A 17,049-nucleotide genomic window follows, 5' to 3' on the forward strand; every position below is an offset into this window, starting at 1 on the left:
CGGACAGAACATTGAAAGAGCCGCCGTAAAACGGGGCAAGGACGGCTTCATTAGCGTCGGGATCGTTCACGAGGCAAAGATACCGACCTATTCAATCGCTTGTGCCATAAGCGATTATGCCACTTGCATCCACTTTGACGCCACACGCGGCCATAGCGGAAAAAGAGCATACAACCCGTGTTTTTAAGGGTTTACTTTGCACGTGAGAACGGATACGGGCAATGACACATCCTCCTGTCCGCACACGTGCGGACGGATGCAGAAAACACCGTGTGCAGAGGAAAAAGCGGGTCTTTGTCCGGATAAGCAAATGCGGTTGCGCATGAGTATAAAATCGGACACGCGCCCATGCACCGGCATACCGGCGTAACAGCCTGCCAGCGCACCAGCATATATGCGTGCCGGCATACCTGCATAAAATCTCATGCCGTCACTTGCCCGGATACGTGAAGAGATGAACGATTACCCGATTGTATAACTAAAAACGCATGGAACAATGAAAGAGAAAACGAAATTCGTGGCCTTCTCCACCCAAAAAGGCGGAGCGGGCAAAACCACCCTCACGGTGCTGGCAGCCTCTTACCTGCACTATGTAAAGGGTTTCAATGTCGCGGTCATCGACTGCGATTATCCCCAACACTCCATCGTGGAGATGCGGGAACGTGACCTGAAGCTTGCCCTCGAAGACGAACATTACAAGAGGTTAGCTTACGAACAATTCACCCGGCTTCAAAAGAAAGCCTATCCTGTCGTGGAAAGCAACACGAAAGAGGCGTTGGCCGATGCCGACTACCTCCTGCCGCAAGGTGATTTCGATTATGTGTTCTTCGACCTTCCCGGTACGATCAATAACGAGGATCTGATTCATTCCCTGGCCGGAATGGATTATCTCGTCGCCCCGATCAGTGCCGACCGGGTTGTCATGGAAAGCACCCTGAATTACGCGGTTGTGGTAAAGGAGCATATCATGGGCCGCGAGAAGTCCCGGATGAAAGGGCTGTATATGCTATGGAACATGGTGGACGGACGTGAAAAGACAGAATTATATCAGGTTTACGAGGCGGTAATGAAAGAGCTGGATCTTCCTGTCCTGAAGACCTTCTTGCCTGACACCAAGCGTTTTCGTCGTGAGCAGAACGCCAGCCGTCGCTCTGTCTTCCGCTCCACGCTCTTCCCGGCAGACCGTTCTTTGATCCGGGGCAGCAACCTGGATAAACTCGTGGATGAATTGATCGAACTGTTAAAGTAGGATCTCATGAGCGGAAAAGAACATGACGACGGTTTGGACGCTTCCTTCATCATCAGCCAGGCCAAAAGTCGAAACCGGCCATTGCATCCTTACACGCCGGAAAAAGAGGAGGAGGCATCGGCTCTATCGGAACCGTCCGGCGAGGCCGCCTCCTCGTCGGCTACGAAAGAGGAGGGACGCCGCCGAAGAGGGAAAGGCCAGGATTACGAGCGTCTTTTTATCCGGAACGCCCCCTCCAATACCCGAAGCGGCAAAACGGTGTATATCCGCAAGGAGTTTCACGAGCGTATAACCCGGATAGTGCAGGTTATCGGTAAGAACGAACTCTCGCTGTATAGCTACCTGGACAATGTGCTGGAGCAGCATTTCGCGACCTATCAGGAGGAAATTTCGGAACTCTACAAGAAACGGAACTCCGATATTTTTTAGTTATGAACCCAATATTTACAACCCATTAAAAACAATCCATCATGTCAGACAAAGCAATTATTTTATCTGTTATCCTGGCGGCCGTCCTTTGCGTCGCCGTGCCCTTCATCTTCCGCGTGTGCCGCTACCGGCGCAGGATGAAAACCCTTATCGTCCCCGACGGCCCTTCGGGGGAGGTCGCCGTGGGGACTGTCCCCACCCCCGAGGCCGAGTACCTGGCCCGTTACATCTGCCTGCTGCGGCTGCCTTTCGCCGGTAACAAGCACGTGAAGATACGTCCGTCGTATCACGAGCGTATCCGCGAGATCACCCGTGTCATCGGTCGTGGCGACGTGACGATCACGGCCTACGTGGACAAGGTTCTCAAGGCGCACCTGGACGATAACCGGGAAACCATCGAGCGGCTTTTCGAGGAGCGTGAGGCCGTGGCCTCCCGGCAACCCAAAGCGGAGGAGCGATGAACGGGGCGTTGTGGCTGCTGCCCCTCTTTGCCGTGGGGTATGCCTTGTGGGCGTTTTTCCGCCTGCGGCGGATGGAACGTAACGAACCGGCAGACGGGATCGTTGCCGAAGACACGCCCTGCCGGCAGGAGATCATCGGCAGGAGCCGCTTTGTCCTCGACTTGCGCCACTCCCGGCCACAAGCTGCCGTAGAATCTGAAACTGAAAAAGTTACGGAAAAAGCCGATATATTTGTGCCCACGAATGTACCCGAACACCCCCGGCAGATTCCGCCGGAAGACCTGGATGAAGTGTTCGGTGTCGCTCCCGAGGGGGAGCCTAACGAACCTCTGGAAATCGACTTTCCGCTGTACGATGAATCTTTCCCGGATGCGGACGCGGAGGAGCCGGATTATGACGAGGATGAAGACGACACCGAAGAGCTGCCCCTTTTGGGCCGCTCGCTTGCCCAGGGGGTTAGTTTTGAACAGATGGGCGAAGCCTACCGCCACGTGGTACACGATCCACCTTCAACAGACGAGCAAAGGGAGGAAACGGGACGTGTCCTCCTGGGCCTGAAACAGACCGACATGTTCGAGGTCATCGTTTCGGGCTGCCCCGACGGGAACGACAGGGTAAAATCCCTGATCGACACCTACCTCTCGGCTTTTCACCGGCGTATGTCCGAGAGGTCTGCGGAAAGCCCATCTCCGCAGGGTTCGGTTCCCACGGGTTTCGACGTCCGTGAGTTTGTTTAACCCCATAATGACATCACGATGAAAGAAAAAGACTACGGGTAGCGCGTGAGGCTATCCTCGAACCACTGAAAAAAAACGAATCAAGAAGTTTAACCCGGTGCGGGGCCTATCCATCCCCGCGCCACAATTCAAACATTATCGAGTTATGAGAAAGAACAAGATTCTTCTTCCGGCGGCATTTCTCTTTGCCGCCATCTCCTCCGCTTTCGCGCAGGGCAACGGCATCGCCGGCATTACGGAGGCTACCAACATGGTAACCAGCTACTTCGATCCCGGAACGAAGCTCATCTACGCGATTGGGGCTGTGGTCGGCCTTATCGGGGGCATCAAGGTCTATAACAAGTTTTCGAGCGGCGACCCCGACACGTCGAAGACCGCCGCGAGCTGGTTCGGCGCGTGTATTTTCCTGATTGTCGCCGCGACGATCCTACGCTCTTTCTTCTTGTAGTCCAACCTGTCATGCAAATAATTATGGAATATGGAATCAACAAGGGAATCGGCAAGAGCGTGGAGTTCCGGGGCCTGAAGGCGCAGTACCTCTTCATCTTCGCGGGCGGCCTGCTGGCCGTCTTCGTGGTGTTCGTCATCCTCTACATGGCAGGGGTCGATCAGTGGGTATGTATCGCTTTCGGCGTTGCGGCGGCTTCGGTGCTGGTCTGGCTTACCTTCCGCCTGAACGCCCGTTACGGGGAACACGGGCTGATGAAGCTGCTCGCCGCGCGCCGGCATCCCCGCTACCTGCTCAACCGCAAGTCCCTGCGCCGGTTGCTGAAAAGAAAGGGGGGCCGCGTATGAGAAACATCTTGAAAGCCACCACGCTGGAAAGCAAGTTCCCGCTCCTGGCCGTGGAAGGCGGTTGTATCATCAGCAAGGATGCGGACATAACGGTCGCCTATCGGGTCGAACTCCCGGAGCTGTTCACCGTCACGTCCGCCGAGTACGAGGCGATCCACGCCGCCTGGTGCAAGGCCCTGAAGGTCTTGCCCGAATACAGCGTGGTACACAAGCAGGACTGGTTCATCCGCGAGCGTTACCGCCCGGCCACGGGCGAGGGGGACATGAGTTTCCTCTCCCGCAGTTACGAGCGGCATTTCAACGAGCGTCCGTTCCTGACCCACGCCTGCTTCCTCTACCTGACGAAAACGACGAGGGAGCGTATGCACATGCGTTCAGACTTCTCGACCCTCTGCCGGGGCAACATCATTCCCAAAGAGGTAAACCGGGAATCGGCGACAAAATTCCTGGAGGCGGCGGAACAGTTCGAGCGTATTCTGAACGATTCGGGTTTCCTGACCCTTGTCCGCCTCACGGGGGACGAGATCACGGGTACGGCGGATTGTCCGGGCCTGCTGGAGCGGTACTTTTCCCTCTCGCTCTCGGAGACGACTTCTCTTCAGGACATCGAGCTGGGGGCCGAGGTTCTGCGCGTGGGTAACAAACGGGTGTGCCTGCACACGCTCTCGGACACGGAAGACCTGCCGGGGCGCGTGGGTACGGACACCCGTTACGAGCGTCTTTCCACCGACCGTTCGGACTGCCTGCTCTCGTTCGCGGCCCCCGTGGGGCTTCTGCTTTCCTGCGACCACCTTTACAACCAGTACGTGTTCCTGGAAGACAGCGACGAAAACCTGCGTATGTTCGAGAAACGTGCGCGTAACATGCAGTCCCTTTCCCGCTACTCCCGCGGGAACCAGATAAACAAGGAGTGGGTGCGATACGTCGCTGTGTAAGTAATTGTTAAACTTAGATTTAACCCGTTGTTTCGTCAACGGTAGCCTATGGACAGATGCACCAATAGTAATATACTGTATCAAAGCTGTCCAGACAAGGTAGCCCTTCCGAAAGGAGCAGTCAGAACCGTGAGGGAAAGACAATGGCTGTTAGTATCATACAGTCAGGGAGCTTGGCTTGGGTGGTATGGTTAGCGTAAGCGAACTGTCGTCTAAACGTCGTAAGGTTGAAGAAGCCAAAGATACTGATAGGCTTCAGCCCAAAAGGGAAGCAGTCGGTTATTCCTCTCCATTCTGGGAATACACGAACAGAGTACTGCCGGTGTAATAGACAGAACCTAACCCACTTATAAGTTACTTGCACGGAACGTAGTAAGCCCGTATTTCTCCTGCCAATGACAGGTAAGCAGACCGTAAGGAATGCCGAATGGAGTGCGGGTATAGGATTGCAGAAAAAGCGAATGCCACCCTGTAATGGGGTGAATAGGGATTGAAACATCATCCCGCTGCGAAAGCAGGCTGACTTCTGCGGTAGGTGATTCTTTACAAGAAACTTTTAGAACTTTTAAAAGGAGAAAAGCAAATGAACGAAATTAAAAAATCGTGTGCATCGACTGACCAAACGCAGAGCAAATGGGACAGTATAAATTGGCTCAAATGCGAAGCTGCGGTTCAAAAGCTACAAGCGCGCATTGTAAAGGCTCAAAAAGAGGGTCGCCACAACAAGGTCAAAGCCTTGCAGTGGACACTGACCCACTCGTTTTACGCTAAAGCATTAGCGGTAAGACGTGTAACTTCCAATAATGGGAGTAAAACGGCTGGCGTCGATATGGTAACATGGAAAACGCCAGATGCTAAAGTGTGTGCAATAACCGAACTGAAAAGGAGAGGTTATACACCCCAACCTCTGAGACGAGTACATATCAGAAAGAGTAACGGGAAATTAAGACCATTGGGTATACCAACTATGAAAGACCGGGCTATGCAGGCATTGTATCTGATGGCACTGGCTCCCGTAGCTGAAACAACGGCTGATGCCAATTCTTATGGTTTCAGAAAAGAAAGGAGCACGGCAGATGCCGTTCAACAATGCTTCAATGACCTGGCAAGGACGACATCCCCACAATGGATCTTAGAAGGTGATATCAAAGGTTGTTTCGACCATATCAGTCATGAATGGTTGCTTGACAATATCCCTATGGATAAAGTTTTGCTCCGTAAATGGTTGAAAAGTGGATTTATTTTCAACAAGCAACTTTTTCCGACAGAGGAGGGAACTCCTCAAGGCGGCATCATCTCCCCAACTCTTGCAAATATGACTTTGGACGGACTGGAAAAACTGCTTGCCGATAGCTTTCCGATAAACCGCTCGAAGAAAAATTACTATACTCCTATGATAAATCTTGTTCGCTACGCGGATGATTTTATTATCACAGGAGAGAGTAAGGAGTTGTTGGAGAACCATGTTAAACCATTAGTCATTGAGTTTCTTCAAGTAAGAGGGCTTACCTTATCAGAAGAAAAGACTAAGATAACTCATATAGAAGAAGGGTTTGATTTTCTTGGGTTCAATATCAGAAAATATAAAGGCAAGTTTATCACAAAACCATCCAAGAAGAGTCGAAAGAGATTTTTAGATAAGGTTCGTGAAATAGTGGACAAGAACAAGTCTTCTAAGCAACAATCTTTGATACGATTGCTAAACCCAGTCATTAGAGGATGGGCGAACTACTACAAGGGGTGTTCTGCATCGGAAACTTTCCGTAAAACAGATGCACAAATTTTCAACAAACTATGGCGATGGTCTCGCAGAAGACATCCCAAAAAAGGTAAACGATGGATTGCCAACAAGTATTATCACACTGTAAGAGGTAGAAGCTGGACTTTTGCCGTACCGCTTGAAAACAGGAAAGTGGATAAATACCACACTCTTGTGAGATTGTCGGATACGAAAATAAAGCGACATATCAAAATCCGCAGTGAGGCCAACCCATATGATGCCGATTGGAAAGATTTCTTCGATCAATACAAGACCCGAAGAATGCTTGCACACTTAGACGGCAAGCAATATATCTATCGCCTGTGGAATCAGCAAATGCAATGTTGCCCTGTGTGTGGCAAGCACATCACACGGGAAACTCCCTGGAAAATTACTGAAATGACAGGGAGCAGTAGAAAGGCGAAAGTCCTAATACATGATCATTGCAGCCGAATTACTAACAGAAATAAATGGAAGTTACTATGAGCCGGCTTTTAGTTACAAATAAAAGTTTTGAATTGCTTGAGCCGTATGAGGGGAAACTCTCACGTACGGTTCTTAGAGGGGAAAGCTCCCGTAAGGGGGCTGACCTACTCGACATCGACCAGTATCTCAACGAGGCGCACTCGTTCGGTCTTCAATCCGTCCGGGCCCATTTCAACGTGCTGGCCTGGTCGGACGACGTGCAGGAGCTCCGGCATATCCGCAATGATGTGGGCAGCCAGCTCGCTCTGATGGAGTGCCGCCCGCGCCACAACACCGTGGACGCCGCCACGCTCTACTGGGCGGGTATGCCGGGCAACGCGGGGGATTTCCCCGCCGAGGAATCGTTCTACACGTTCATCGAGCCCGCAGTCTGTTTCTTCACGGAGGAAACCAACTATAAATCCTCGTCCAGCCCTTTCGGCATCAAGCTGTGCGACCGCGTAAGCGGCAGGCCCCTGCACCTGGACATCTCGGACGAACCGATGAAAAAAGGGATCATTACGAATAGGAATAAATTCGTGTTAGGCGGCTCGGGGTCAGGCAAGTCATTCTTTATGAATCATTTAGTCCGCCAATACTGGGAGCAGGGCACGCATGTCGTGCTGGTGGATACCGGTAACAGCTACCAGGGCCTTTGCGAGCTGATCCGGCGTAAGACCAAAGGTGAGGACGGCGTGTATTTTACCTATACCGAGGAACATCCCATCAGTTTCAACCCGTTCTACACCGACGATTACTATTTCGACGTGGAGAAGAAGGACAGCATCAAGACGCTGCTGCTGACACTCTGGAAAACCGAGGACGACAAGATCACGAAGACCGAGAGCGGCGAGCTGGGCAGTGCCGTGAACGCCTATATCGAGCGTATCCGCGCCGACCGGAATATCGTGCCGTGTTTCGACAGTTTCTACGAGTACCTGCGAGACGACTACCGCCGTGAGCTGGAGGAGCGGGAGATCCGGGTCAGCCGCGAGGATTTCAACATCGACAACATGCTCATCACCCTGCGGCAGTATTATAAGGGCGGACGCTACGACTTCCTTCTGAACTCCCGGGCCAACATCGACCTGCTCTCGAAGCGCTTCGTGGTCTTCGAGGTGGATTCCATCAAGGAAAACAAGGAGCTTTTTCCCGTGGTCACCATTATCATCATGGAGGCTTTCATAAACAAGATGAGACGGCTCAAGGGGGTACGCAAACAGCTCATCGTCGAGGAGGCCTGGAAGGCGCTCTCTACGGCCAATATGGCTGAATATCTGCGTTATATGTATAAAACAGTCCGCAAATACTACGGTGAGGCCATCGTTGTGACGCAGGAGGTCGAGGACATCATTTCCAGCCCGGTGGTCAAGGAGGCGATCATCAACAACTCGGACTGCAAGATCCTGCTCGACCAGCGCAAGTTCATGAACCGTTTCGACGCGATTCAGTCCTTGTTGGGGCTGACCGACAAGGAGAAGGCGCAGATTCTCTCGATTAACCAGTCCAACGACCCTTCCCGTAAATACAAGGAGGTCTGGATCGGTCTGGGCGGCGTTCAGTCGGCGGTCTATGCCACGGAGGTCAGCGTCCCGGAGTACCTGGCCTACACGACCGAGGAAACGGAGAAAGTGGAGGTACAGCGGCTTGCCGGGGAGCTGGGCGGTGATATGGAACTGGCGATCAGGCAGCTCGCCGAGGGCAAACGTTAAAGGGAGGGCAGGCCATGTATCGCAAGTGTATCGGATCAGACCCCACGGCGGCGCGTTTGGACTTCGCGCTGTACGAGGTGGCGGGCGAGTGGGAAAGCCGCTCGGGTTCTCCCCGGGTTCGCATCTACCGCAACCCGGGACGCCGGGGCGGCGGTTTTTACGTGGAGGTGTCCTACAAGGACGGGACACGCTTCTCCCGTCCCGTAAGGAAGTATTGGGGAGGTATCCGTTACTTCGACCTCTACGGGTATGTCGCCCTGGCCTACGATGCGGGGCGCGAGGTGCTCCAGCTCTCCGCCTACGGGGATTATTACCGGGCGTCGGAATGACCGCCCAAGTATTCACGAATTAAATAATGAAAAGGATGAAACGATTGATTTTAACGCTGTTCGTGGGGCTTCTTTGCTTCACGTACCAGGCAAAAGCGCAGTGGACGGTCATCGACCCGTCGAACCTCGTTCAGAACATCAAGAGCGCGGTTCAAAGCTCGACCACGGCGACCAACATGGTCAAGTCGCTGCAAGAGAGTATCAAGATTTATAACCAGAGCAAGGCTTACTACGACGCCCTCAAATCGGTGCATAACATCATCAAGGATGCCCGGAAGGTGAAGCTGACGCTCGAAATGGTCAGCGAGATCACGGAAATCTACACCTCGGGATTCAACCGTATGGTTTCAGACCCGAACTTCACGGTGGACGAGCTGGCGGCGATCTCGGCGGGTTACGCCCGGTTGCTGGAGGAGGGTGGCGCGCTGGTGGCGGAACTCAAGACGGTCATAACCGGCGGCAACGGCCTCTCGCTCTCGGACAAGGAGCGGATGGACGTGGTGGATCAGGTTTACACGAAGATGCTGGAGTACCGCAACCTCACGCGCTATTACACGCGCAAGACCATCTCCGTGTCCTTCATCCGCAGCCGCGAAAAGGGCGACGCGCACCGGGTGCTGGCACTTTACGGGAACCCGAACGACAGATATTGGTAACCTGAAAACGGAGGCAGTCGTGGATTTCGACAATTTACACCAGGTTCTCCGGAACCTGTATCAGGAGATGATGCCGCTATGCGGCGACATGATCGGGGTGGCGAAAGGTATCGCCGGCCTGGGTGCGCTCTTTTACGTGGCTTACCGGGTATGGAAGGCACTGGCCAATGCGGAGCCTATCGACGTGTTCCCGCTCCTGCGGCCTTTCGCCATCGGCTTGTGCGTGATGTTCTTTCCCACCGTGGTTCTGGGGACGATCAACGCCGTGATGTCGCCCGTGGTGCAGGGCACGCACGCCATACTGGAGGGGCAGACATTGGATTTGCAGGCATACCAGCAACAGAAGGACGATTTGGAAGCCGAGGCCCGCAGGCGCGAGGGCAAGGCTTGGTTAGTGGACGACGAGGTGTATGAACAACGGCTTGCGGATATGGGTATCACGGACTTGGGCGAGATTATCAGCATGTGGGCCGAACGCACGTGGTACGACATCAAGGCCGGTTTCCGGCAGCTTGTCCGGGACTTCTTCGAGTTGTTGTTCAACGCCGCGGGGCTTACCATCGACACGCTGCGGACATTCTTTTTAGTCGTGCTGTCGATTCTGGGGCCCTTGTCGTTCGCCCTCTCCATTTACGACGGCTTCCACTCGACGCTCGCGAGCTGGATTTCCCGCTATATCAGCGTGTACCTTTGGCTTCCCATCGCCGACCTGTTCTCCGCGGTGCTGGCCAAGATCCAGACGTTGATGCTCCAGGCGGACGTCCTGGCCCTGCAAGACCCCAACTACATTCCCGACAGTGGCAGCGGTGTCTATATTATCTTTTTGATTATAGGTATCATAGGCTATTTCACGATCCCCACCGTTGCCGAGTGGGTGATCCAGTCGGGCGGAGCCGGCGGGGCTATGGGCGGTATCAACAAGGCCGGGGCATTCGCCACGGGTGTCGCGGGCGGTATCGCCGGCAACATGATCGGCCGCACGTTCGGGCGTCGCGGCGGTGGCGGTTCCTCCTCCGGTAACAGCGGCGGTGGCCCGGCTTCGGGCAGTGCCCCCAACGGGCGCAACCTGGCAACACAAGGTAACAATAATCATTCATAACAATTTGGACAATGGAATTCAAGTCATTAAAAAACATCGAAACAAGTTTCAGGCAGATTCGGCTTTTCGGTATCGTGTTCCTCTGCCTGTGCGCGCTGGTATCCGTGTTCAGCGTGGTCGCGAGCTTTCGTTTCGCCGAAAAGCAGCGCGAGAAGATCTACGTCCTGGACGGGGGCAAGTCGCTGATGCTGGCGCTCTCGCAGGATTTGAGCCAGAACCGCCCCGTGGAGGCGCGCGAACATATCCGGCGTTTTCACGAGTTGTTCTTCACCCTCTCGCCCGACCGTGCGGCCATCGAGAGCAACATCAACCGCGCGCTGTTCCTGGTCGATAAGAGCGCCTTCGCCTATTACCAGGACATGCAGGAGAAAGGTTACTACAACCGTGTGGTGTCGGGGAACATCAGCCAGCGTATCGAGGTGGACTCCGTGGTGTGCGACTTCAACGCCTATCCCTACCGGGCCATGACCTATGCCCGGCAAATGATTGTCCGCGAGAGCAACATCACCGAGCGTTCGCTGGTCACGCGCTGCGAGCTGATCAACTCGGGGCGTTCGGACAATAACCCGCAGGGTTTCATCATGGAGAAATTCGAGATTCTGGAGAACCGCGATTTACGTACATTAAAAAGATAAGGTTATGGCAAAGAAGAGAATAAAGGCTTTCGGGGAGTGGGTCGAAGACCACCTGCGCCGCGCTTGCGGGGCGCTCTCGCCCGATAAGCGGATTATCGTGATCCTCACGCTGCTCTTGTTCTTTTCCGTCTTGTCGCTCTACTTTACCGTGTCTTCCATCTACCGCTTCGGCAAGGGAGCCGGGGAACGGATGCAGATACGGCATATCGAGCGGCTGGAACTGGAATTAAGACAACGGCAGGAGGCCGACAGTGTAAAACATCTAAAAGATTTCAATTATGACGACGAACGAAAAACAGAATAAACAGCCGGAGGCGGGGAAAAAGGAACTCACGCCCCGGCAGATACAGATGCGGAAGAAGATGGTGGTCTTCCCGCTCTTTTTCCTGGCCTTTGCCGGGTGCATGTGGCTGATCTTCTCCCCCGGCGAAAAAGAACGGGAGGAGCCTTCGGCGGGTTTCAACACGGAGCTGCCGACCCCGGAATCGGAGGGTATCCTCTCGGACAAGCGTGATGCCTACGTGCAGGAGGAGATGCGGCGCAGGGAGCGGGAAAAGATGCGCTCCTTGCAGGATTTCGCGTTCGGGATGGAGGACGAGGAGGAAGAGCCCGTCATGCCCGCTGCCGTGCCGGATAAGTCTTCCGGCCCTGCCGGCGGTTCGTCGGGAGCTTTCCGGACTTCCCGTGCCGCCTATGCCGACATCAACCGCCAGTTAGGCAGTTTCTACGAGGAGACCGCCGGTGAAACGGGGGAAGAGCGCGAGATGCAGGCCCGCATCGAGGAACTGGAACGCCGCCTGGAAGAACAGCAGGCGCAGAAAACGGCCCAGGAGGAGCAGGTGGCGCTGCTGGAGAAGTCCTACGAGATCGCCGCCCGCTATATGAATGGCGGTCAGGCCCCTGAAGCCCCGCGTCAGAAGACCTCCGTTTCCGGCAAGGCTTCCGTGCAGCCCGTGCGCCAGGTGCGCCGTAACATCGTGTCGCTGCTCGCCGCCCCGCTGCCCGATTCGGTCTTCGCCCGTGAGTTCGTCAAGCCCCGGAACTGGGGGTTCAACACGGTGGGGAGCGACCTTCGCGAGCCCGAGCGCAACAGTATCCGTGCCGCCGTGCAGCAAACCGTGACGCTCACCGATGGCGGGGAGGTTACTTTCCGGCTGCTGGAACCGATGATGGCGGGAGATCTGCTCATCCCCTCGGGTACGCCCGTAACGGGGGCGGCGAGGATCAACGGCGAACGGCTGACGGTCAAGGTCAGCGCTGTCCAGCACGGCGGGGCGGTCGTTCCGGTCGATCTGTCGGTCTATGACACGAACGGCAACGAGGGTATTCCCGTGCCGGGGTCGGAAGAACTCAATGCCGTGAAGGAGATCGCCGCCAATATGGGTGCGGGCATGGGCAGCAGTATCACGATCACGGACGATGCCGGTTCGCAACTGCTCTCCGACCTGGGGCGCAGCGCCATCCAGGGCGTGTCGCAATACGTGAGCAAGAAGATGCGCTCGGTCAAGGTCACGCTCAAGGCCGGTTACAGCGTCCTGCTGCTCCCGCCCCTTCAATAAGGGTACAAACGACGTACTTCCGTACACCACTGAAAAAATCCATTTTTATCAACAATCAAAAAATTATCGAGTATGAAAAAGATTCTTCTGGCACTCGCTTTTATCGGGTGCATGTTCGCTGCCCACGCGCAGGAAAAGCCCTCCACGGGCGATTTGTACGACGGTCTTACCCGTCCGCTGACCTTCAACCGGGTTATCCCGCCCTACGCGCTGGAGGTGACGTTCAGCAAGACCGTTCATGTGATTTTCCCCTCGGCCATCCGTTACGTCGATCTGGGGTCTTCGGATCTTCTGGCGGCGAAAGCCGACGGCACGGAAAACGTGCTGCGTGTAAAGGCGGCCCTGCGTGATTTCTCGCGCGAGAGCAACCTTTCGGTCATTACCGAGGACGGGGCCTATTACAGCTTCAATGTCAAGTATGCCGACGAGCCGGTGAAACTGTCGGTCGAGATGGCGGACTTCCTGCATGGCGGGGAGGCGGTAAACCGCCCCAATAACGCGCTGGACATCTATTTGCAGGAGTTGGGATGCGAATCTCCGCTGCTGGTCAAACTGATCATGCAGTCCATTTACAAGAATGACCGCCGCGAGATCAAGCATATCGGTTGCAAGCGTTTCGGGGTACAATACCTCCTCAAAGGTATCTACGTGCATAACGACCTGCTTTATTTCCACCTCCAACTGAAAAACTCCTCCAACGTGCCTTTCAACGTGGACTACCTGACGTTCAAGATTACGGACAAGAAGGTGGCCAAACGCACGGCCATCCAGGAGCAGGTCGTATGGCCCGTGCGGGCGTACAACAACGTGCAGGTCATCGGCGGCAAGCGTACCGAGCGCATGGTCTTCACGCTCCCGAAGTTCACGCTGGCCGACGACAAGCAGCTGGTCGTGGAACTGCACGAGCAGCAAGGCGGGCGACACCAGACTTTCACGGTGGAGAATGCCGACCTGGTGCGCGCACGTGTTATCAACGAGTTAAAGGTAAAGTGATATGAAACGGGCGATATTCATTCTCACGCTGGGGTTATGCCTCCTCCTTTCGGACGGGGCGCACGCCCAGCGTGCCCTGCCCGCCATGCGCGGGCTGGAAATACGGGGAGGCATGGCCGACGGCTTCTATACCCGGGACAGCCGCAGCGAAACGGGCTACTGGTTCGGGCTGGCCATGAGCCGCTACGCGAAGAATGCCGACAAGTGGGTGTTCGGCGCGGAGTTCCTGAACCGTTATTACCCCTACAAGTCGGAACGTATCCCTGTGGCGCAGTTCACTGCCGAGGGCGGTTACTATTACAAGTTCCTCGCCGACCCGTCCAGGACTTTTTTCTTCTACCTCGGCGGCTCGGCGCTGGCCGGTTACGAGAGTGTGAACCGGGGCGAAAGGCGGCTCTATGACGGCTCTACGCTCCGCCACCGCGACCGTTTCCTCTATGGCGGGGCCGTCACGCTGGAGGTCGATGCGTACCTGACCGACAGGATTATCCTCTCGCTGACGGGGCGTGAGCGTATCCTATGGGGCACTACAACGGGACATTTCCACGCGCAGTTCGGCCTGGGCGTGAAATTCATAATCCATTAAACTTGCAAGCGACATGAAAAAGATGAAAAAGATATTGGCCCTGGCGGTCTGGATCGCCGCCCTGGGTCTTTTATGCGCATCCTGCGACAACGGGCTGGATATACAGCAGGCGTACACGTTCTCTCTGGAAACGATGCCCGTTCAGAAGCGAATCTCCGTTGGTGAAACCGCTGAAATCCGCTGCACGCTCGTGCGGGAGGGGAGATATGACGGCGCGCGTTACACGATCCGCTATTTCCAGCCCGACGGGCGCGGTGAGTTGAGGATGGACGACGGTACGGTGTTCCTGCCCAACGACCGCTATCCGCTCGACCGTGAGGTGTTCCGCCTCTATTACACATCGCGCAGCGATGACCAGCAGACCATCGACGTCTATGTCGAGGACAACACGGGTCAGGTCGTGAAGACCTCCTTCACGTTCCAGAGCGAGAACGGGACGGAGGAAACGGAACGATAACGGAATATGTCTAACCAAGAGAAGCGCCCGTCACCCGGGCGCTTTCCATAAATACTGAAAACCATGACAGAGCAAGAGAGAATAGATATAGCCTATCTCGATACGGGGGTGTACGAGAACCCGTGGCGCGAGAACCTTTTCGAGACGCTGCCCGAGGATCGGAAAACGGCGGAAGTCTGCCGTTTCGCCATCAAGAAATCGGCTTTCAACATCGAGTTCGTTCCCGAAGCGATGAAAACGCCGGAACTTTGTCTTGCCGCGGCCGGCCACCGGGGCGAAACACTGAAATTCGTCCCTGACCGTCTGAAGACACCGAAAATGTGCCGTGCCGCCGTCGATAGCAACAGCTACGCGCTGTATTACGTTCCGGAGGGGTTGAAGACCCCCGAACTGTGCATGACGGCCGTGAAGCGCAACGGTCTGGTGCTGGAGGCCGTCCCCGGGGAATTGAGGACGCCGCAAATATGCCGTGCGGCGTTGAAAGCGGTGGACAGTGCCGATTACAAGATACTCCCTTACATTCCGTATCCCGATATATGCCTGGAAGGGCTGAAAAAATTCGGGATGTCGTTCGTGGACAAGTTCGAGATTTTCGCCTCCATTGCCCCGGAGGTCATGACCGGGGAACTGGCCCTTCACGGCGTGGGGATGGACGCGTCCTGCCTTTCGCTCGTGCCGGTGGAACTGCGCACGGAGGCAGTCTGCCTGCGTGCCGTCAGCGGGGACGGCATCCTGCTCCATGAAGTGCCGGAGGAATTACGCACGGAACGGGTCTGCGAGGCCGCCGTGTCCTCGAACTACCTGGCACTGGAGTACGTTCCGAAACATCTGAAAACCGACCGTCTGTGCGGGATGGCGCTGGAGCGCGATCCCCTGGCCATCCGCTTTTTCAACCCCGAACAGCTCACGCCGGAGGTCTGCAACCGGGCGTTGGCCCGTACCGACGACCTGCGTGTCCTCCGCTATATCCCCTTCGAGGAGATACACCTGAAAGTGTTGGGGTTCTATTGCACGAATTACGATAAGACCTTCGATTTTTTGGAGAACATGAACCCCTGGTTCCTCACGCCGAGGGTGGCCCGGGAAATTTTCGCCCTGGAGCCGGAGCTGTTCTACAACCTTCCCGACCACGCCAAGAACGAGGAGATGTGCCGCCGGGCCGTCGGGCACGACGGGAGCTACCTGCAATATGTCCCCGAGAAGTGGAAAACGCCGGAGTTGTGCATGGAGGCCATACGGCGCAGTCCCTATGCCATCGCCCACCTGCCCGAGAGCATGAAAAGCCCGGATCTATACATGAGCCTGGTGCGGGAGAACCCGCAAAACCTGAAAGGCGTCCCCCGCGAAGCCCGGACGCCGGAGATGAGCCGGGAGGCTTTCGAGCGTACCTACGGGAAGGACAAAACCGATTTCTCGGTTATCAGCGCGTTGAGCGACCCCGCCCTGGTCTTGCAGGTGTTCCGCGAGCAGAACGACCCGCAAAAGATACACCGGTTGATGAGTGTCCTGCACCTGAACCGCCGGCTTGTAACGGAGGAGGTGGCGTTGGAGGCCGTTCGCAAGGATGCGGGGGTGCTGTACGACATTCCCCAGACGGCCATCACGCCGCTCGTGGCCGATACGGCCGTGCGGGGCGACCCGAGGATGATCCAGTGGGTTCCGAGGGAGCTTCGCACGGCGGATCTGTGCCTCTATGCCGAGGCCACCCATCCCGAGTTGCGGGTTTACGTTCCCGACGAGATAGCAAAGGGACGTAATATCTATTCGTTCCACCGTCAGGTGGACGCGAAATTGCGGCAGCCGCTCGAATACGAACAATACAAGACCCTCTACTCGGGCGGCGCGGTGCGTGTGAACAACGTGTGGACGTCGGTTGCGGGTGAGATTGACTGCTGCGAGGTGCGTTACGACCGTAAGACGGAGAAACTCAAACTGCGGATCGTCGAACCGCCCAGGGAGAAGAAGGCGCAGCCGAAGGTCGCGCCCCGCAAACCCGCCCGGGGGCCGAAATTGTAGGACGGCGGGTAGTTCTTTGGCAGGAAGGTTGTTAAAAATCGCACGTATTGTCGCCGATACCCGAATGAAATCGTTATATTTGCAATCGAATCCTCCGGCGGCGTGCCGCCGGGCGATTTACATACGGAAGGAACACATTATGGTGGGGCATTGAAAACAGCCAAATTTTAATCCGCT

At 55.6% G+C, this 17,049-nt stretch carries 18 protein-coding genes and 2 pseudogenes; 19 read left to right on the top strand and 1 reads right to left on the bottom strand.

Features of this window, described 5'->3' with window-relative positions; translation table 11 throughout:
- Positions 1 to 183: 183 nt before the first annotated feature.
- On the bottom strand, positions 184 to 426 hold the full coding sequence (locus GD630_RS15345; RefSeq protein ID WP_008620133.1) for a hypothetical protein: 243 nt from the start codon (positions 424 to 426) through the stop codon (positions 184 to 186).
- A 70-nt stretch (positions 427 to 496) separates the two neighbouring features.
- On the opposite strand from GD630_RS15345, the gene GD630_RS15350 reads away from it, so the two are divergent.
- From GD630_RS15350 to GD630_RS15440, 19 genes and pseudogenes are all read left to right on the top strand, one after another.
- Complete coding sequence (locus GD630_RS15350) at positions 497 to 1,249, top strand: ParA family protein (protein WP_007559008.1); 753 nt, start codon at positions 497 to 499, stop codon at positions 1,247 to 1,249.
- A gap of 6 nt (positions 1,250 to 1,255) precedes the next feature.
- Complete coding sequence (locus GD630_RS15355) at positions 1,256 to 1,678, top strand: DUF3408 domain-containing protein (RefSeq protein WP_004295459.1); 423 nt, start codon at positions 1,256 to 1,258, stop codon at positions 1,676 to 1,678.
- Between the two features lie 41 nt (positions 1,679 to 1,719).
- Positions 1,720 to 2,139 (top strand): DUF3408 domain-containing protein, encoded by a 420-nt coding sequence (locus GD630_RS15360; protein WP_004295458.1) that lies wholly within the window; start codon positions 1,720 to 1,722, stop codon positions 2,137 to 2,139.
- Positions 2,136 to 2,876: a hypothetical protein gene (locus tag GD630_RS15365; protein ID WP_007559012.1), complete on the top strand. Its 741-nt coding sequence runs from the start codon at positions 2,136 to 2,138 to the stop codon at positions 2,874 to 2,876. Before GD630_RS15360 ends, GD630_RS15365 begins: the two co-directional genes overlap by 4 nt.
- 145 nt (positions 2,877 to 3,021) lie before the next feature.
- Positions 3,022 to 3,324, top strand: a complete 303-nt coding sequence (locus tag GD630_RS15370; protein WP_004303800.1) for a DUF4134 domain-containing protein — start codon at positions 3,022 to 3,024, stop codon at positions 3,322 to 3,324.
- A gap of 20 nt (positions 3,325 to 3,344) precedes the next feature.
- Positions 3,345 to 3,671, top strand: coding sequence for a DUF4133 domain-containing protein (locus tag GD630_RS15375; RefSeq protein ID WP_032558190.1), 327 nt, complete (start codon positions 3,345 to 3,347; stop codon positions 3,669 to 3,671).
- Positions 3,668 to 4,588, top strand: a pseudogene (locus GD630_RS15380) (TraG family conjugative transposon ATPase); the annotation flags it as partial. The gene GD630_RS15375 and the pseudogene GD630_RS15380, both read left to right, overlap by 4 nt.
- A gap of 601 nt (positions 4,589 to 5,189) precedes the next feature.
- Positions 5,190 to 6,851, top strand: coding sequence for a group II intron reverse transcriptase/maturase (gene ltrA, locus GD630_RS15385; protein WP_182505634.1), 1,662 nt, complete (start codon positions 5,190 to 5,192; stop codon positions 6,849 to 6,851).
- 113 nt (positions 6,852 to 6,964) lie between these two features.
- Positions 6,965 to 8,542: pseudogene (locus GD630_RS15390) on the top strand (TraG family conjugative transposon ATPase); the annotation flags it as partial.
- A gap of 14 nt (positions 8,543 to 8,556) precedes the next feature.
- On the top strand, positions 8,557 to 8,871 hold the full coding sequence (locus GD630_RS15395) for a DUF3876 domain-containing protein (RefSeq protein ID WP_004303798.1): 315 nt from the start codon (positions 8,557 to 8,559) through the stop codon (positions 8,869 to 8,871).
- Positions 8,872 to 8,906: 35 nt separating this feature from the next.
- Complete coding sequence (locus tag GD630_RS15400) at positions 8,907 to 9,527, top strand: DUF4141 domain-containing protein (protein ID WP_004295452.1); 621 nt, start codon at positions 8,907 to 8,909, stop codon at positions 9,525 to 9,527.
- Positions 9,528 to 9,546: 19 nt separating this feature from the next.
- Complete coding sequence (traJ, locus tag GD630_RS15405; protein WP_143868134.1) at positions 9,547 to 10,626, top strand: conjugative transposon protein TraJ; 1,080 nt, start codon at positions 9,547 to 9,549, stop codon at positions 10,624 to 10,626.
- Positions 10,627 to 10,637: 11 nt separating this feature from the next.
- Positions 10,638 to 11,261 (top strand): conjugative transposon protein TraK, encoded by a 624-nt coding sequence (gene traK, locus GD630_RS15410; protein WP_004295450.1) that lies wholly within the window; start codon positions 10,638 to 10,640, stop codon positions 11,259 to 11,261.
- A gap of 4 nt (positions 11,262 to 11,265) precedes the next feature.
- Positions 11,266 to 11,565 carry a TraL conjugative transposon family protein gene (locus tag GD630_RS15415; RefSeq protein WP_004295449.1) on the top strand — a complete coding sequence of 100 codons (300 nt, stop codon included), beginning with the start codon at positions 11,266 to 11,268 and terminating at the stop codon, positions 11,563 to 11,565.
- Positions 11,540 to 12,820, top strand: a complete 1,281-nt coding sequence (gene traM / locus GD630_RS15420) for a conjugative transposon protein TraM (protein ID WP_007851773.1) — start codon at positions 11,540 to 11,542, stop codon at positions 12,818 to 12,820. The genes GD630_RS15415 and traM overlap by 26 nt, the downstream gene beginning before the upstream one ends.
- Positions 12,821 to 12,892: 72 nt before the next feature.
- Positions 12,893 to 13,813, top strand: coding sequence for a conjugative transposon protein TraN (gene traN, locus GD630_RS15425; protein ID WP_004295447.1), 921 nt, complete (start codon positions 12,893 to 12,895; stop codon positions 13,811 to 13,813).
- Between the two features lies 1 nt (position 13,814).
- Positions 13,815 to 14,399 carry a conjugal transfer protein TraO gene (locus GD630_RS15430; protein ID WP_004319140.1) on the top strand — a complete coding sequence of 195 codons (585 nt, stop codon included), beginning with the start codon at positions 13,815 to 13,817 and terminating at the stop codon, positions 14,397 to 14,399.
- 13 nt (positions 14,400 to 14,412) lie between these two features.
- Complete coding sequence (locus tag GD630_RS15435; RefSeq protein WP_004295445.1) at positions 14,413 to 14,856, top strand: DUF3872 domain-containing protein; 444 nt, start codon at positions 14,413 to 14,415, stop codon at positions 14,854 to 14,856.
- A 63-nt stretch (positions 14,857 to 14,919) separates the two neighbouring features.
- Positions 14,920 to 16,872: a DUF4116 domain-containing protein gene (locus GD630_RS15440; protein WP_143868132.1), complete on the top strand. Its 1,953-nt coding sequence runs from the start codon at positions 14,920 to 14,922 to the stop codon at positions 16,870 to 16,872.
- Positions 16,873 to 17,049 lie beyond the last annotated feature (177 nt).

The sequence above is a fragment of the Bacteroides zhangwenhongii genome, from assembly GCF_009193325.2.
GTDB lineage: Bacteria > Bacteroidota > Bacteroidia > Bacteroidales > Bacteroidaceae > Bacteroides > Bacteroides zhangwenhongii.

Excerpts from the sequence above, each read along its gene's own strand:
- GD630_RS15345 (WP_008620133.1), bottom strand. The coding sequence starts at position 426 with ATGAGATTTTATGCAGGTATGCCGGCACGCATATATGCTGGTGCGCTG.
- GD630_RS15350 (WP_007559008.1), top strand. The coding sequence starts at position 497 with ATGAAAGAGAAAACGAAATTCGTGGCCTTCTCCACCCAAAAAGGCGGA.
- GD630_RS15355 (WP_004295459.1), top strand. The coding sequence starts at position 1,256 with ATGAGCGGAAAAGAACATGACGACGGTTTGGACGCTTCCTTCATCATC.
- GD630_RS15360 (WP_004295458.1), top strand. The coding sequence starts at position 1,720 with ATGTCAGACAAAGCAATTATTTTATCTGTTATCCTGGCGGCCGTCCTT.
- GD630_RS15365 (WP_007559012.1), top strand. The coding sequence starts at position 2,136 with ATGAACGGGGCGTTGTGGCTGCTGCCCCTCTTTGCCGTGGGGTATGCC.
- GD630_RS15370 (WP_004303800.1), top strand. The coding sequence starts at position 3,022 with ATGAGAAAGAACAAGATTCTTCTTCCGGCGGCATTTCTCTTTGCCGCC.
- ltrA (WP_182505634.1), top strand. The coding sequence starts at position 5,190 with ATGAACGAAATTAAAAAATCGTGTGCATCGACTGACCAAACGCAGAGC.
- GD630_RS15395 (WP_004303798.1), top strand. The coding sequence starts at position 8,557 with ATGTATCGCAAGTGTATCGGATCAGACCCCACGGCGGCGCGTTTGGAC.
- GD630_RS15400 (WP_004295452.1), top strand. The coding sequence starts at position 8,907 with ATGAAACGATTGATTTTAACGCTGTTCGTGGGGCTTCTTTGCTTCACG.
- traK (WP_004295450.1), top strand. The coding sequence starts at position 10,638 with ATGGAATTCAAGTCATTAAAAAACATCGAAACAAGTTTCAGGCAGATT.
- GD630_RS15415 (WP_004295449.1), top strand. The coding sequence starts at position 11,266 with ATGGCAAAGAAGAGAATAAAGGCTTTCGGGGAGTGGGTCGAAGACCAC.
- traM (WP_007851773.1), top strand. The coding sequence starts at position 11,540 with ATGACGACGAACGAAAAACAGAATAAACAGCCGGAGGCGGGGAAAAAG.
- traN (WP_004295447.1), top strand. The coding sequence starts at position 12,893 with ATGAAAAAGATTCTTCTGGCACTCGCTTTTATCGGGTGCATGTTCGCT.
- GD630_RS15430 (WP_004319140.1), top strand. The coding sequence starts at position 13,815 with ATGAAACGGGCGATATTCATTCTCACGCTGGGGTTATGCCTCCTCCTT.
- GD630_RS15435 (WP_004295445.1), top strand. The coding sequence starts at position 14,413 with ATGAAAAAGATGAAAAAGATATTGGCCCTGGCGGTCTGGATCGCCGCC.
- GD630_RS15440 (WP_143868132.1), top strand. The coding sequence starts at position 14,920 with ATGACAGAGCAAGAGAGAATAGATATAGCCTATCTCGATACGGGGGTG.